Genomic DNA, 17489 nt, shown 5'->3' with positions numbered 1-17489 from the left:
ACAGTCTACACCATTCATTTGGTGTAGACTGTTTATTTTTGAAATGCAATTTGAAATTCTGTCCAATCGTTATCTGATCGACACATAATGGATCCATTATGTTTTTCCACAATTTGTTTACATACAAATAATCCAATACCAGTTCCTAACTTTTTAGTAGTTACAAATGGTTCAAAAATCGTTTCTACATTTTCAGCTGGAATCATTGGTCCATTATTTTTTATCACAATTCGAATAGCTTGATCTTCTTCAAATACATCAATGATAATTTTCCGTTCTTCTTTCATTGATTCAAGAGCATCAATTGAATTCATTAATATGTTTAAAAATACTTGTCTCACTTCACTTCGATAACCAACAAGCGGAATTGGATACGGTAAATTCTTTTCAATCAAAACATTCGCATTGACCAAACTCGGATATAAGAATTGTATAATGTCTTGAAACAAGTCATTAAGCCAAAACCGTTCCGATTCATTCCACATTTCTTTTTTCGATACGAGTAAAAATTGCGAAATACGAAAATTTAATTGATCTAATTCATGCGAAATAATATCTAAATACGATAAACTCGGATGATCTGCCTTTAATAATTTGACAAACCCCATAATGGAAGTAAGCGGATTACGAAATTCATGTACAAAACTAGCTGACATTTGTCCTAAAATCGTCAGTCTTTCTTTATGTGTTTCGTTAATATATTGCTGTTTTTCCTCTAAATTCTTCGATATAATTTCCGAGTATTTTAAAACAGTATAATAAATTAATTTGTCAAAACAAGTATGTATTTTTGCCATAATTGGTTTCAATTCACGAGCGCTAACATCTAATTCACACATCGCTTCGAAAAGTTCATTTCTTCCCACGTTTGCGTTATAAACAAAATCTCCAATATTCGCATCTGCTCCAGCACGTTCAATAGCAATTTTCTCGCATAACGGTTGAAGATAATTTATATCTTTATCTTCCATAGTAAGTTCGATAATTAACTCTAGTAAATCCTCTCCATTTTGAACTACTTCTAGTTTAAATGGATCTTTTTCGGAAATTATCATTTTGTTTTTCCAGTTCTCTACGAATTGGTGCCTATTGTTTTTCAAGTGTGAACAAAATATTTCTTTAATATCCTTATCGATTGGAAAAACCTCCATTCCCTCCATTTCCATACGACGAATACCCTTTATATTTTGAATATTAACACAAAAAATACGATTCGTTAATAGATTTTTGTCACATTTTGTTAATTTCTGTTGATAAAATTATTTTTTCTTTCTTATTTAACTAATTGTATGCAAATTCCCTTTTTCCTTCACATATTTTCATTATTTCCGTAGTCAAAACGACTTTTTTTTGCATCATTTTTAATTCTTGCGTACAATAGAAAATGAAAGGTGTGAAAAATATGGTAAATAAAAATGTGGAAGATTATCTCCAAGAAGGCATTTACGGCCAAAAGCAAAACAAACCAGAAGAACGTAATATGTATTTAACTACATTACGTGAGCGTGTAGAAATCGCTTTAACGATCGGTCAAGTAATGCAAAGTAATGTATACTCTGAAGTGGCAGGTAGCATGCGCTCTTCTCAATCATTACAACTCCTCCTAAATGGTAGCATTGCTTACCCACATTTATCAAAATACATTAAATTAGCAAACGAAAAAAATGTTCCTTTTACAATTGTTCAAAATAAAGATACAGAAACACCAATCGGTTTAGTATTAACTCATGCTACTGCTGTAGATAAAGAACAAATTTATGTAGAAGATACTATTTTCAAACAAGAAATGAAGTAAAAGTTACACTTAATTAAATAGTTACTAAAAGCGTAAAAAAACGAGTATGGAATCGTAAACATTCCCTACTCGTTTTTTAGCACAAATTTTAAGTTTTCTATTTTATTTTTTAATACATACTAATTTCATTTCTGTCATTTCTTCTATTGCATATTTAATTCCTTCGCGCCCCGTGCCACTTTCTTTCACACCACCATAAGGCATATGATCTACTCTGAACGTTGGAATATCATTAATCATGACACCACCAACCTCTAGCTCATCAATTGCACGCATTGCTTTAAATAAATTATTTGTAAATACTCCTGCCTGTAAGCCGTAACGCGAATTATTTACTTGCTCAATCGCTTCATCAAATTCTTTAAATGTATTTACTGTCATGAGTGGACCGAATACTTCTTGGCACTGCACAGATACATGATCTGGAACATTTGTTAATACAGTCGGTTCAAAAATTCTTGCATCCCGCTTCTTACCACCGCATAAAACAGTTGCTCCTTCCTTGATTGCTTCTTGAACCCACATATCAATTCGCTCTACATCTTTTTTTGAAATTAAAGCTGATACATCCGTTTCCTCAAGCAGTGGATCACCAACAACAACTGATTCCATCGCTTTCTTTAGCTTCGAGAGAAATTCATGCATTTTCGTTTCATGTACAAAAACACGTTGTACGGAAATACAAACTTGCCCATTATTAACAAATGCTCCCCATTTTACACGTTCAATTATTTCATCTGTTAACTCTACATCTTCATCAATAATAACAGCAGCATTTGAGCCTAGTTCTAACGTAACTCGTTTTAGCCCAGCCTTTTGTTTTATTCCGATTCCAACTTTTGGACTTCCGGTAAAAGTAATAGAAGCAACGTAACCATTTTTGACGATTGCCTCACCAACCGTGGCACCAGGGCCAGAAATGATATTTAAAGCTCCATTTGGCAATCCTGCCTCTTCAAATAACTCAACTAATGCATAAGATGATAATGGCGTTTGATCAGCTGGCTTTAATACAACTGTATTTCCAGCAGCAATTGCTGGTCCAACTTTATGCGCTACTAAATTTAACGGGAAATTAAATGGTGTAATAGCCCCTATAACCCCAATCGGCTTTCGGATTGTATATGCAATACGCCCATCCGCACCAGGTGCGGCGTCTAATGGCAATGTCTCACCATATATACGCTTCGCTTCTTCAGCTGCAAATTTGTACGTTTGAACAGTACGATCTACTTCTCCCCTTGCAGCACGTATTGGTTTTGCAGCTTCTTTTGCAATAATCTCTGCAAATTCTTCTCTTCTTTCATCCATTTTTTGTGCAACTTTCTCTAAAATAGTCGCACGATCATATGCAGATAATTTATTCATTTTTATCATTGCATTTTTTGCAGCAGTAACAGCCTCTTTTACATCTTCTTCCGTTCCTTGTGCAATTTCCGCTAATGTTTCTTCAGAATATGGTGCGTATAATGGTTTATACGTGTTTACAGATTTCCAATTTCCGTTTATATATAAATGCTTTTTCATACTTCTTCTCCTTCCAAATATATGTATACAACAATACTTCACCTAGTGAAAGGTTCAACTTATGTCATTGTATCATAGCCCCTATCCCTCAAAAAACATTATGCTCAAAAAAACTCTGCTATATAGCAGAGTTTACGAGCTAATTTGCTCTTGTAACGGAATTTGTTTTTCATCTTCTAAAATAACAATCGATTCTACTATCTTTGTAACTTCTAATCTTTTTATATAATGTCCATCTAATTCTTTCACACAAAACTTATAATTTTCAATTTCAATGGAATCCTCTTCAGCAATCTCTATATTCTTCGTTAAAATCCAACCACCGATTGTATCAACACCATCATCATCAATCCCTAAACCAAATAACGTATTCACTTCACTAACAAGTACTTTTCCCTCTAGTATCGTCTTCGTTTCACTAACTTGTTGAATTTCTGGTTGCTCATCCGTATCAAACTCATCCTGAATATCTCCAACAATTTCTTCCAAAATATCTTCAACAGTAACAAGTCCAGATGTCCCACCATATTCATCTATCAATATAGCAATATGTGTTCTTTCTTTTTGCATTTTTAAAAACAAATCATGAATTGGAATAGAATCGATAACTAAAATAATTGGTCTCATATATTGCTCTACTGTCTTCTTATTAACAGCTTTATGTTGTACAAACTCAGTAAAAATATCTTTAAAATTCACAAAACCTATTACGTGGTCTTTGTCGCCATCAACAACTGGATACCTTGTATATTTTTCGCGAGACATTTTTTGCAAAGCTTCTTCAGCAGGCATTTCTTTACTTATAATATTCATTTCAGTTCGAGGTACCATTATTTCTTTTGCAATCCGATCATCAAATTCAAAAATTTTATTTACATATTTATATTCAGATTGATTAATCTCACCATTTTTATAACTTTCTGAAACTAACAACCGTAATTCTTCTTCTGAATGAACCTCATCATGCCCCTTCGGCGGTTTCAGCCCTAACAGCTTCGTAATGATTCGAGCTGAACCATTTAATAGCCAAATGAATGGGAATGCAATACGATAAAAGAAAATTAACGGCTTAGAAACAAGCAAACTCACTTGTTCAGATTTTTGAATTGCAAATGTTTTTGGGGCCAATTCCCCTATTACAACATGTAAAAAAGTAATTAACAAAAATACTAAAGTTACAGCAAAAATGTCTGCTAGTTGAGTAGAGATATTCCAATTTGCAAAAAGCGTATCAAACATTTGCTTTAACGCAGGTTTACCAAACCACCCAATTCCTAAAGCTGTAACAGTAATTCCTAACTGACAAGCAGATAAATATTCGTCTAAGTTTGTAATGACTGTTTTGACCGATGTTGCACGATTATTTCCTTCTGCAATTAAATAGTCAATTCGTGAACTTCTCACTTTAACAATTGCAAATTCTGCTGCAACGAAAAATGCCGTTAAGGCAATTAAAACAATCACTATACTTATACTATATATGTCCAAATACTTTTCCTTACTTACATTGTAAGCAAGGAAGCCACCTCCTACTTAATTTTATTCAAGTGAAGTAAGCATTCTAATACTCTAACAAAATTCTACATTAGCAACCACCTTTTTATATATTATATGCATACATAAAAAAGATATTTATCATTATGATAATCTAATTCATTTACACTCGTCAAATTATTCTAAATGTTACGATAAAACATTTTTATTTAAACTAACTATTCTTCTCAACTCAATTTCGTGAAAAAACACTTTCTTTGCCGATTCCACACTTCTTTTGTCGCACTAGAAGGGAACTTACTTCATAGCTCGAAATCATTCAACAGGATATATATAGGAGGGATTATTTTGGAATATAAAACACCATTTATCGCAAAAAAATTAGGTGTTAGCCCAAAGGCTGTTGTCCGGATCGCGCAACAATTAAATCTTACGATAGAAAAAAACAAATATGGCCACTTTATTTTTACACAAGATGATGTCGATCAAATGTTAGAACACCATCTATTTCAAATAGAGCAGTCTCAAAATCCTCAACCTACTCAAAAGACTTCCTCAAATGAGGTTGAAGAATTAAAAACTCAAGTCAATACAATTGTTCAAAACATATCATCGAATGATTTTGAACAATTAGCTGATCAATTAAACACTATTACGAGAAGACTCGATCGAATGGAAGAACAAATGCAAGATAAGGCAAATGATGTCGTCACGTACCAACTTTTACAACACCGTCGTGAAATGGAGGAAATGTTAGAACGAATTCAAAAGTTAGAAGCTGCCCTAACGAAAGAAGAACCCATTTATATTACTCCTGATTCAAAACCAACATACGAACGAGAAAAGAAACCGAAGCGCCGCAAAATGATTTTTAGTATATTTGGATTATAATTTTTAGACCCTTATTAAAATAATAAGGGTCTTTTTTTATGAAGAGTTATATCTTATAAAAATATTATTCTCTTTATTATACATATTCACTTCGTTTTATTTCGTTAACATAATATTTTTACTGTATTCTGCAATTAATGCCTGTGCATGAGCATTCCCTTGAATCACATCGCGAAATTCTTTTAAAGAATACAAATGCGTAACCCCTTTTCGAGCATGAATTCTTACTGGTACACCTTGTAAAGTATCATGAAACTGAAATGGATTATCTATCGGTTCAATTGGAAAACCGAGTGTAAGTAAATACATATACATTCTTTTTGTTACTGCTGCAATGTACCATTCAGCTTTTGTTTCTAACGCATGTATAAATAAAATAGCTGTTAGCCTTTTGAAATGTCCTCTCCCACGAGACGTTTTCGAAATACTTAACTTGCCTATTTCATACACATTCTTCAAATCTTTTACTAAATCATTTTTAGAAAACGGATAGAAAAACTCAGAATTTGATTGTTCAGGTACCGTATACTTAATACATTCTACTGTACCAATAGGATGTTCATCTTCTATTAATAAAAATCGTGATGGATTTAAATTACGTTCTACGAACATTAAGTTTCTTTCTTCACAAAAATCTCCCCATAGTTGCTCGAACCCAAAATGTTCTTCCTTTGTTTGAACACGCTGGAACATATTTAACCGCCTTTCCCATCGTCGCTCTGTTTTTGATAACGCTTTCACTATCTATCATATAAGAACAAATCTTCGTATGCAACTAAAAATATTTATTACTTATTATATTCTGCAAAATGAATTAGATTCCAATTTAATCGACTTTTATCCCGCGCTCACATTCCTTTTAATAACACATTTGTATCACTTTTCAAATCTAACTTACAATATGTTTCTTTCCATACAGCATATAATTCTTCTTAATCTAAAAAAATCCTTTATGAAAAAGGATTTCTTTTACTTCTCAATGCTTTTTAACCACTTTTCAAAAATTTGTACCATCCCATGTTTTCCAGCTAATTTCTCTTCCCCTTGTTTCGTCTTATATGGATATAACTGCAAGAAAACACCGCATCCAGACTCAATTTTTTTACTATGCATATGGCTTCCTGGATATACACAAATGACTTCATAAATTGACCTTCGATAATAGACTCGCTTTCCATCCTGTTCTTCTACATACTTTATAGACCAATACTTATACATTTGCTCAGTTGCTTTCGTATTTCCGACGTGCTGAAAAATATTGTACATTGGACTATACTTCACTTCAATAATAATAGAAGATTTATATACGTATTTCCCATCTTCTTTTACATAACAGTCTAAGCGAATATCTGGCTTCTTCGTATCCTCACCATTGTAAAAATTACTCCCTTTACTTAATGCAATAAGAGGATGTGTTTCAATTAAGTCATTAAATGCGACATGCACCTTTAAATCATCTCGTTGTAAAACTACTGTCGTTCCATCTTGTAATCCATCTACATAAAAATGTTCTTGTATTTGTTCACGAATGGAATTTCTAGCCTCAAAACCAATTTGCTCTAAAATTGAAATAACGATAAAAAAAGCGTAATATTCATACACTAAAAACGTTGGCTTATAAACAAATAATAACGATGGAGATTGATCCGTATATTGCGGGAGTACTTCTAAATGATGTAGTAATTGTTGATGTGGTATCGGTAAATCATGTAAGTTCATATTACTTGTTTCAGTAACTTCCCTCCAAAACGAGGAGTGCATTAACATTTGAAAATATTGTACATTTTCATGCACAATGTGCGCCAATATTTTATATTCTTGTATTTTCATTGAGCTCTTTCGTAAATCGGCTTCTTTTAGTAAATGTATATTTTTATATTTTTGCTTCTCTCTATCGGTTACTGATCCATTACGCTCAATTGTTTGTATAATTGTTTTTACGGCTTGAAACTCTTCTGATTTTTTCTTTTTTTCTCTTTCTAATATTTCAATTGTTTGACGTAAAAAACTTTTAGCTTCAATTAAATAATGATAAAATTGCATCGATTTATATTTAAGAAATGCATTTTCCTTACTATTTTTTTGTTCCATAAACTTACGATTATAATGTTTTGCATAAGGTTTTCTTTCTGCCACTATGGTTCCTTTTCTTGTTGGCTTTCTCTCTTTTCCTTCCCATTTATATGCATTTATAAATTTTGAGCTTGATTCTATTTTCTTAAAGATTTGCTTTATCATCTTCATTTTTTGGGGTAACTTTCTAAGCAACACTAAATAAGAAGAATCCTCAATATCGCTAAGTGCAGAGAAAGTCTTTTTATAATAACCTCTATCCAAAATCAACTCATTTAAAATTGACTTCACATAGTCTTGAATCATTTCAAATTGATCATCAAAAAAGTTTTTCGGTACGATTTGAAAAGCACCATAATACGTTGTATCTTCTATACGAACTTCAAAATGGTATAAACCACAGCGCCATGGATAAAAGAATTCTGTTTTCCCATGTTCATATATTAATACTCTTTGTTTTTTTTCATTTATTTCATATTGAGCCTCTTTTATATTTTTCTGTCCCTCATATACTTTATTCCATATAAAAGTAATATTCATTGGGATTTCATAATTGTACTGCAATCTAATCGGTTTTAATTCTTGTACTTTATAAATGCATTGAACTAATGCTGTAGTAGATGTACAAAGACGATTTAATAAAATATAATCTCCTTTCCCCTCATTTCCAATGATTAACTTTAATACAAAAGGGAGCGTTTCATTCGTATCAACGATTTTTGTTTCGTAACGCCCTTCATTTTGCATATCCATACAGCTCCAGTTCCCTACGTTTTTCTCGTATATATGCTAAAGAGTGTTCAAATGTAGATACTCTGTTTGCAAGTGCAGATTGCAAAAGAGGTACTAAGGTCGCTCCCCTTTTTGCTTCTTCAGAAAGTAAAGAACCAACCATCATTTCGGTCCCTCTGATTTTCGTCAATACACGCTGCTTTATTTGTAAATCAAACCCTTCTTCTCTACTGATCATATAGGTATGGTTATTTTGGAACGGTATATTTTGCAAATAAGTCGCAATTGCGTTTGCACATCGGAAAGAAATTCCCTTAGACGCATCATGTGATGACAATACGACATGCAACTTATCTAATAGCTCTAATTCTTCTTCAGAAAACACTTCAATCATCGCTTTATTTCTCATCCAATTTATCCGAAATTCTCCCGCTGTTACTTTCAAAGGTGGGTGTAATACGACTTTCCCCAGTTCCATGCCCATCTCACAAAACGGAATTTTTTGTAACGTTATTAAGTTCGTTCGGTCTAATAATCGATCGGAGAGCTCTTTCGTTGTTTCATCAAAATTCACAGTACCTACAAATATAATATTTTCTCCAATTTCAATTGTTGATGGAATTGAATTCTCAATGTCCTGAACACCCTCATACAAGTTTAAAATACGATTTTTTGTTTCAAGTTGAAGAACAGATAAAAATGGAGTAAACCAATGCTCAATATGTGACATGTTCATTTCATCAAAAACGATTATATACAGTTGATTGGGATTTTCTTTCGCCTTCATTAACGTCCTAACTAACTTCGTTTCACTTTCAATAAAAGTACCATTTGGATGAAGGTAACCAAGTAAATCATATGGTTCTTGATACGATGGTGAAATTGGAATCCAAACCAATTCTTCCCCATACTGTAATCCTAATGCTTCTGCATAAGTTTGCACAAAACGTGATTTCCCAACGCCCGGTATACCACCAAGAATCGTTAACATATTTGTTTTTACACTTATATGGAAATTATAAATATCCGTTGCATCCAAATATAGCCCTTTATTATGCACCATACTTTGTACATACTGTAAAAAGGACGATTCACGCTCATCCCATTCCCATTCATCTTTTTGCACTTTTATATCCTCTACTTCAACTAGCTTACCTTCTTCATGCATTCGTTTTTTTAATTGCTCATACACATGATCACTTACAAAATATAATTGATCTTCTACCGCTATTTCTACATACTTCGTCCAGTCACTGCAGTTTATATATTTACATTCACGTTTCTGTTCAAAATATGCGATTGAGCTAATTGATGACTTTAAGGATATGTTTCCATACAGTCTTCCATCGTGCCACAATAATTCGGGAGGCTCAAAGTCTTTCGGAAATTTTGGCATAAGAAATGATAAATAACCGTTGCTAAGTTTTCGTTCTAAAGATTCTCTTTTTTTATTATTTGTAACTTTAGGTGCCGGAATCATTTTATAGCTGCTTGCTATTTCTTTCGGTTCTTCTGTACATATTAACTCCACGTATACATTTCCTCTTTCATAATAAAGACGAAACATCACTAATTGCTTTTCTAGTTTTCTTTTCTTTAATTCCAAAAAGATTTTTTCATTCTTTTTATTACTACATAACCCCTCAAATACATATGGTTCATTTGCAAATTGTTCCTGTAAAGTGAATGGTATTGGCGATAAGCATTGTACAAAGAAATTCTCTCCACTCTTCTCTTTTTCAGCTTTTGTAAATTTCCCTAAAAATCTCATATAGTACATTCGTTTTATAAAACTTGGCTGAAGAGCTTTATGTAACTTCACCTTAGTCACCTTCTTTTTTCATACTATTCTTAGTGTATGAAAGAAACGAAAAACTAGAAATAAAAAACCTGACGTTATCCGCCAGGTTCAAAATTAAAACGTATATTAATGAGAAGGAAATGCTTTTTTCTCTTGTAAAATTGCATTATGAGCAATTTTCATTTTAGCAAGTACGTAACGTAATCGATCTTCAGCATTTTCATCTTTACTTTTTTGCAATTCCGCCAAATTTTCAACAGAACTTGCTAAATTCTCAATGACTCCTCTCAGCTCAGGATGATGATTAAAAAAAGATTCTTGCACTAATACTTTCCTTAACTCACTAGCTAAATCAATTATTCTAGACAACTGTTCTTTTTCTTCCATTCTCATCCCTCCTGAATATCTTATGTAGTAAATATTCTCTAAACAAAGAAAAAAGCCCTTTAAATGAAAAGGACTTTTTACATTTTTATATTTCCAGTTAATAACATATACAGTGATGTGATAGCCGCAATAATAATTGCCCACATCACATATTTCTCTGCACCTGCAAAGCAACGGTTCCCTTGTTCTTTTCTTGCAAACGTGTAAACAATAATTCCAATTCCATACACAATTGAAACTAGTAGTAAATTCTTTAAACCAGCTGCATAAAGAAGCCATACAGAGTAAATAGAAGCAATTAAAGCTAACGCTCCGTTTTTTAATTTAGCGTCTTTTAGCTCGTTTGTAATGACTAATTTAAATTGGAATAACGCTGATAATAAATATGGTAATAAAATTGATGTTGATGCAATGAAATACATAATTTGATATGTTGATTCTGAAAACAGAACGATGATAAATATAATTTGGGCAACACCATTTGAAATCCATAATGCCATGTGCGGTGTTTGCTTTTTATTTGTTTTCGTAAAGACTTTCGGAAATACGCCATCTTTTCCGGCTACATGAGAAATTTCAGAAACAAGTAAAAACCAGCCAATTAATGTACCGACAAGTGAAGCAACTAACCCAATGTTAATCGCAACTGCACCCCATGGACCAACAACATGCTCTAATACATGTCCCATTGACGGAGTTTCTAGCACAGAAAGTTCGCTTCTTGTCATCGCTCCCATTGACAGAACAGAAATTAAAATATATATGGACATTACTAAAATAAGTCCCATTACTGTTGCCTTACCAACATCTCGGCTATTCTTCGCTCTTCCGGATAATACAACCGCTCCTTCAACTCCAATGAAAACCCAAAGTGTTACAAGCATTGTATTTTTCACTTGACCAAGTATAGCGGAAAGTGAGAAGGTTCCTTCTCCCCAAAAATCATGTGTAAATGTGTCCCAGCGAAAGGCTGTTACCATTACAACAATAAATAAAACGATTGGAACTAACTTCCCTATTGTTGCGATAACATTCATAATAGAAGCTTCACGGATTCCAAATAAAATTAGAAAATGAAGTGTCCATAATAAAAGTGATGCCCCAACGATAGATGCAACATTATTTCCTCCTTTGAAAATTGGAAAGAAATAACCTAATGTACTAAACAGTAACATAATTGTTGCGACATTACCTAAGATTCCTGCTAGCCAATATCCCCAAGCACTATTAAATCCAATATATTCACCGAAACCAGCACGTGCATAACTATAAATTCCACCTTCAAGTTCCGGTTTTTGTCTTGCTAACGTTTGATATACGAGCGCAAGTGGAATCATTCCCATCGCTGTAATACACCAGCCAATTATTATTGCACCACTGTTTGCTCCTACTGCTAAATCATGCGGTAAACTAAAAACACCGCCACCAACCATTGTTCCAACTACTAATGCGATTAACGGAAAAAATCCTAACTTCTTTTCTATTTGTACCACCCCATCTGTCATTCTAGGTGTTATGTTCGTTCAACTATTAAAGTCACCTTTTTCTCTAATAGACGTTTCTCTTATATTTTTTCAGGAAAACATTACTTATTCTAAAAGAAAATGAACAAAAATGGAATACTTTTTTGAAAAAATGTATAAGTATGCACGAAAAAACCGCTCATTTTGTAATGAACGGTCATTTCAAACATATAAATTTGTATATTTCTTGTAAATTTAACGAAGTAAATTCTCTTTTTCTAAAAATTGTTTTGCGACTTCTTCACTACTTTTACCATTTACGTTAACTTCATAATTCATTTTTCGCATTTCTTCATCTGTAATCTTTCCAGATAATTTATTTAATACCTTTTCAAGTTCAGGATATTTCTGTAACGTTTCTTTTCTTAATAATGGCGCTCCTTGATAAGGTGGGAATAACCCTTTATCATCTTTTAACACTTTCAGTCCGTATTGCTCCAATTCACTATCTGTTGAATATGCATCAATTACGTTAACATCTCCAGATTGAATTGCGCTATAACGCAGCTTCGGCTCCATCGTTTTAACATTCGAGAACTTATAGTTATATAATTTTTGCATTCCTTTATAACCATCTTCACGATCAGCAAATTCCAATGTAAACCCTACTTCGGCTTCCTGCGCAACATTCCCTAAATCAGAAATTGTATTTATATTCTTTTGATCTGCTATTTTTTTCGGCATGGCTAGTGCATATGTATTGTTATACTCCATTGGCTTCAACATAACCATATTATATTTCTTTTCCATTCCAATGCGAGCCTGATCATATACTTCATCACGATTTGTGCTCTTTGGTTCTTCTTTCACGAAAGTAGATAAAGCTGTTCCTGAAAATTCTGGGTATATATCTACTTCCCCGGATTTCAACGCTTCAAATACAAATGCTGTTTTTCCAAGACCTGGTTTTAATTGTACGTTTAAATCGGTATCTTGTTCAATAAGCTGCTTATACATTTGAATTAAAATTTCAGGTTCTGATCCAAGTTTGCCCGCAATAACAATATCTTTCTTTTCTGTACTCCAAAGAAATGGAGAAGCAATCATTACTACAACTATACATATCGTCAATATAACACGCTTAGAAGAGCGTTTCGGTCGTTCAAGTATGCGAAGTACTATATCAAAGAATAAAGCGAGTAACGCGGCTGGTACGGCCCCTAAAATGATAAGTGCATGATCATTTCGATCTATGCCTAATAATATAAGCTTACCGAGCCCACCAGCACCAATGAGAGCTGCTAATGTAGCCGTTCCAACAATTAATACCATCGCTGTACGAATACCGGCCATAATGATAGGCAATGCAAGAGGAAGCTCTACCTTCCACAGCCTTCTCCAACTATTCATCCCCATAGCTCTCGCGGCTTCTATTAGTGATTCATCTAATTCCCTTATTCCTGTATATGTATTTCGTAAAATAGGTAATAGTGCATACACAACTAATGCAATAATCGCTGGAAGTTTTCCGATTCCTACTAACGGAATTAATAGTCCGAGTAATGCAAGTGACGGCACTGTCTGCATTACTGCAGAAGTTCCTATTATAAATTCAGCCATTCGTTCTTTTCTTGTTAATAAAATGCCAAGTAGCACCGCTATAATTACTGCAAAAAATAATGAAATAAGCGATATTTGTAAATGCTCACTTAATGCAGCTAGTAATTCTATTTTTCGTTCTTGGAACGTTTGTATAAAATTAGTCACTGTTTAGCCTCTTTCCTTCATTTGTTCAACAATGTAATTGACGATATGACGACTTGTTAACGCTCCAATATATTGACCATTTTCTTCAACTGGAACGATCTCCTCATCACGCACACGAACTAACGCTTCTTGTAAAGAAGAATGTAATGATAGTGCCTGCCCTTCTAATTGCACACTTTGATCAAGCGGCAATACATCTGCTACACTTTTCTCCTCATACCAAGTTCGTCCACGATTTCCAATGAACTCCTCTACAAATTCATTTTTCGGATTATGTATAATTCCTTCTGGTGTATCTAGTTGAACAACTTTTCCATCTTTCATAATACAAATGCGATCTCCAAGTGATAATGCTTCTTGCATATCATGTGTTACGAACACGATTGTTTTTTGAATCTTTTTTTGCAACTGTACAATATCCTTCTGAAGCTGTTCCCTACTTAATGGATCTAACGCACTAAATGGTTCATCCATAAGAACGATTTTCGGGTTTGCGGCTAATGCTCGCACGACACCGACACGTTGTTTTTGTCCTCCTGACAATTCATCAGGCATACGATCTCGATATATATCCGGATCTAATCCAACCATATGTAACAAGTCATCGACGCGTGCTTTTATTTCCTTTTTGCTCCATTGCCTCATTTCAGGAACAACTGCAATATTTTCAGCGATTGTCATATGAGGAAACAATGCAATCTGTTGCAACACATATCCTATATCCCAACGTAATTCGTTTATATTATATTGTTGAATATCTTTTCCATCGATTAAAATCGATCCTTCAGTCGTTTCGATTAAACGATTAATCATCTTCATTGTCGTTGTTTTCCCGCAACCACTCGGACCGATGAGAACGAAAAATTCTCCCTTTTTAATTTCTAAATGCAATGAATCCACTGCTTTCGTGCCATCTTCATACGATTTTGACACATGATTAAATTGAATCACAAACACAACTCCTTTACTGTTGTTTCCTTTATTTTGATGGAATATGGCATTCATTTCAAATGATACGCTTTTAAATTAAAAAAGAGCTCGCATTTGAGCTCTAACGGTCGAACAATATTGTTTTCATAATAGCAGCATATTCGCGAACATACATTTTTCTCTTAGAACGAATTGGTGTTTCAGCAGCTAGCGCCTCCATCTTCATACCTAAACGCTTTGCAATTATTTTCGTTCGATATAAATGATATGTATTACTTACAACTACCGCATGTTTCACATTATATAAATCCATACTAAATTTTAAGTTTTCATACGTATTTGTAGATTGATCTTCTATTAAAATACGACTCTCATCTATACCGTGTACCATTAAATAATTTCTCATGCTATGAGCTTCCGGTATATCTTCATCTTCTCCTTGACCACCTGAAACAATTACTTTCGCTTCAGGATGGGAAAATAAATACTCCAACGCTACATCCAAACGATTTTGAAGAGATAAAGACGGTCTATCCCCAAATAACTTTGCACCCAGTATAAGAACGTACGGAGAGTGATAGCTCAACTTTTCACGAGCAACTTTGTTCATTCGAAACGTCATATAAATGATGTATAGTGGCGGTAATAATAAAATCATAAGAAAGATCCATTTGTTCATAAATAAGTATTCACTCCCTTTCTTGTTATTATATAGAAAAAGAAAGGGAGGCAGAAGTGTTTTTTCAAACGATTGATTTATTAGAAACATGCGCCGCTACTTTACGTTGTGATAGTACATAATAAATAGCGATTCCTAATGAGAAGATCAATATGCAGCTTAATACGTAAAACGGCAGCATGACTCCGACTTTAGATACACCCGCTGTAAACAACATTAATAATAAAATTCGTATTCCAGTACCAATTAGGCGAAATAAGCTGTCTACACGTCCCATTACTTCATTTGGAATTTCCTCCATCATCAATACATTTCTCGCCACTCTTGTACCCGCATTTCCAACTGCATGAAAAATTGCAAGTCCATATAAGAAAATTACGGAAGGTTCAATACTCATTGCGGTAATTGAAATTACATAAATGAACATCGTCATAACGATTGAAACTTCTGTTTTTACATATTTCATTATGAGTGGAATACAGATTCCTGCAACAACCGCTCCGACACCGTACATCGTGCCCTCTATTGCGTATACAGAGGCATTGGCTTTGAGTATATCCGAAATATACACGGGTATTAAATAATTTGCCATCATGACACCTATAAACGGCATATAAGTAGCCAGTAAGAACCAAAAGAGCTTAGGACGTTTTTTCATAAAGTGAATTCCTTCAAACAATTGCTTCTTAAATGTTATTTTTCTTTTCACTTCTTTTTTCTTTACGTACGGTATACATAAGAAAAGAAAAAATGCTCCAGCAAAAGTTAACATGTCTACTAACAAAATCCACTTCAAAGATACAATTTCAATTAAGAAGCTCGCGGCCGCTCCAGAAATAACTTGTGTTAACTGTCCTTGTATTTCCATCGTTCCACTTAAACTTTTATAATGTTCCGCTTGAAATATCTCTTGGTTGAACGCAAATATTGTAGGATAAAATAATAAATAGTAGAATGATCCGGCTATATAAATAAGAATATAGTGAATAGAATGATAAGGTTGCCCCGCAAATCCCCATATAACCATTATTCCAATTACGGCAATTCCGATTCCTTCGTTACATAGCAATAAAGATTTTCTTGAAAAACGATCAATACTTTGCCCAATGAATGGTGTTAATAAAAACATAATGAGGGTTGCAATGATAGAAACATAACCAAATGTTGTCTCTCCTCCACTCTCTTTAATTAACAGCCACGGAATCGTTATCATAACAATTCCGGAACCAATAGCAGATAGACTATTGGCCCCTAGAATGTAATACAAGCGAGAATCATGATAAAGTGAGGACATATCACTCCACTCCTAGTTGCTTTTTCACCTCTTTATATACGCTCATATATGCTTTTAATTCTTTAACTACATCATGAATTAATGGTTTGGCATCTTCCCCAAGTTCACCATCTTGCACATGTAATCCATCAAGCACAACTTGTTTTGGAATGGCATTTGCATAAACACCTCTAGCGACCGTTCGCATGCTGTTTAATGCATTAATTCCACCTTTACCTCCACCAGCAACCGCTAACAACGCAACTGGTTTATGAATAAATTCACTACTACTTAAGTAATCTAAAGAGTTTTTCAGCGCACCGCTCATCGCATTATGATATTCTGGTGTACATAATACAACCCCATCCGCAGCTTTCACTAACGTTTTCAATTTTTTTACTGCCTCTAAATCACGTTGTGACTCTTCTCCATTGTATAAAGGTAACTCCTCAATTGCTAAATCATATAATTCCCCTTCAAATTGATCCGCAATATATTTTGCCACCACGCGAGTTCTACCAAATTTTCTTGGTGTACCGTTAATAACGACTAGTTTCATGATTATTTCTCCCCTTTGTTTTCAAGTTCTATTTATATATTATCAGAAATTTCTATACAAAACACAATATAAAGAGTTAACTTGTTTCATAAAATAGTATGATAAACAAAAAAGAACT

The 17489-nt window shown here is 33.6% G+C and carries 15 protein-coding genes; 2 read left to right on the top strand and 13 right to left on the bottom strand.

What is annotated here, in order from left to right; translation table 11 throughout:
* Positions 1-32: 32 nt before the first annotated feature.
* Positions 33-1166, bottom strand: a complete 1134-nt coding sequence (locus IBT51_RS21110) for a BA2291 family sporulation histidine kinase (protein ID WP_000425086.1) — start codon at positions 1164-1166, stop codon at positions 33-35.
* 236 nt (positions 1167-1402) lie between these two features.
* Here IBT51_RS21110 and IBT51_RS21105 point away from each other — a divergent pair, with 236 nt between their 5' ends.
* The gene (locus IBT51_RS21105; protein ID WP_000247562.1) at positions 1403-1795 is read left to right on the top strand and encodes a YueI family protein; all 393 of its coding nucleotides are present in this window, start codon (positions 1403-1405) and stop codon (positions 1793-1795) included.
* Between the two features lie 102 nt (positions 1796-1897).
* Here IBT51_RS21105 and IBT51_RS21100 read toward each other — a convergent pair whose 3' ends face one another.
* Together IBT51_RS21100 and IBT51_RS21095 are read right to left on the bottom strand one after the other, a co-directional pair.
* Entirely contained in the window at positions 1898-3322 is a 1425-nt protein-coding gene (locus tag IBT51_RS21100) for an aldehyde dehydrogenase family protein (RefSeq protein ID WP_069355537.1), read from the bottom strand.
* A 132-nt stretch (positions 3323-3454) separates the two neighbouring features.
* The gene (locus tag IBT51_RS21095) at positions 3455-4810 is read right to left on the bottom strand and encodes a hemolysin family protein (protein ID WP_069355536.1); all 1356 of its coding nucleotides are present in this window, start codon (positions 4808-4810) and stop codon (positions 3455-3457) included.
* A 354-nt stretch (positions 4811-5164) separates the two neighbouring features.
* Between IBT51_RS21095 and racA the strand changes: the two genes are divergently transcribed.
* The gene (racA, locus tag IBT51_RS21090; RefSeq protein WP_000456013.1) at positions 5165-5707 is read left to right on the top strand and encodes a chromosome-anchoring protein RacA; all 543 of its coding nucleotides are present in this window, start codon (positions 5165-5167) and stop codon (positions 5705-5707) included.
* 96 nt (positions 5708-5803) lie between these two features.
* On the opposite strand, the gene IBT51_RS21085 is transcribed toward racA, so the two are convergent.
* The 10 genes from IBT51_RS21085 to IBT51_RS21040 form a co-directional block, all read right to left on the bottom strand.
* On the bottom strand, positions 5804-6400 hold the full coding sequence (locus tag IBT51_RS21085; RefSeq protein WP_000487795.1) for a hypothetical protein: 597 nt from the start codon (positions 6398-6400) through the stop codon (positions 5804-5806).
* Positions 6401-6676: 276 nt separating this feature from the next.
* Positions 6677-8527: a hypothetical protein gene (locus IBT51_RS21080; RefSeq protein WP_001178725.1), complete on the bottom strand. Its 1851-nt coding sequence runs from the start codon at positions 8525-8527 to the stop codon at positions 6677-6679.
* Positions 8517-10334, bottom strand: coding sequence for an AAA family ATPase (locus tag IBT51_RS21075; protein ID WP_200458581.1), 1818 nt, complete (start codon positions 10332-10334; stop codon positions 8517-8519). Before IBT51_RS21075 ends, IBT51_RS21080 begins: the two co-directional genes overlap by 11 nt.
* A 105-nt stretch (positions 10335-10439) precedes the next feature.
* A complete protein-coding gene (locus IBT51_RS21070; RefSeq protein WP_000391447.1) occupies positions 10440-10700 on the bottom strand; it encodes a hypothetical protein in 261 nt (86 codons plus the stop codon).
* 77 nt (positions 10701-10777) lie between these two features.
* Positions 10778-12205 carry a basic amino acid/polyamine antiporter gene (locus IBT51_RS21065; RefSeq protein WP_000129441.1) on the bottom strand — a complete coding sequence of 476 codons (1428 nt, stop codon included), beginning with the start codon at positions 12203-12205 and terminating at the stop codon, positions 10778-10780.
* A gap of 213 nt (positions 12206-12418) precedes the next feature.
* Positions 12419-13930, bottom strand: coding sequence for a glycine betaine ABC transporter substrate-binding protein (locus IBT51_RS21060; RefSeq protein ID WP_200458582.1), 1512 nt, complete (start codon positions 13928-13930; stop codon positions 12419-12421).
* 3 nt (positions 13931-13933) lie between these two features.
* The gene (locus tag IBT51_RS21055) at positions 13934-14881 is read right to left on the bottom strand and encodes an ABC transporter ATP-binding protein (protein WP_000614073.1); all 948 of its coding nucleotides are present in this window, start codon (positions 14879-14881) and stop codon (positions 13934-13936) included.
* A 100-nt stretch (positions 14882-14981) separates the two neighbouring features.
* Positions 14982-15539, bottom strand: coding sequence for a YdcF family protein (locus IBT51_RS21050; RefSeq protein ID WP_001045718.1), 558 nt, complete (start codon positions 15537-15539; stop codon positions 14982-14984).
* Positions 15540-15603: 64 nt separating this feature from the next.
* The gene (locus IBT51_RS21045) at positions 15604-16833 is read right to left on the bottom strand and encodes an MFS transporter (RefSeq protein ID WP_053564593.1); all 1230 of its coding nucleotides are present in this window, start codon (positions 16831-16833) and stop codon (positions 15604-15606) included.
* Between the two features lies 1 nt (position 16834).
* Positions 16835-17371, bottom strand: coding sequence for an NADPH-dependent FMN reductase (locus IBT51_RS21040; RefSeq protein ID WP_000780355.1), 537 nt, complete (start codon positions 17369-17371; stop codon positions 16835-16837).
* Positions 17372-17489 lie beyond the last annotated feature (118 nt).

This window comes from Bacillus sp. S71 (genome assembly GCF_016625265.1).
Lineage (GTDB): Bacteria > Bacillota > Bacilli > Bacillales > Bacillaceae_G > Bacillus_A > Bacillus_A cereus.
Note: the sequence above shows the minus strand (reverse complement) of the source record. Positions and strands in the feature narration are given on the sequence as shown.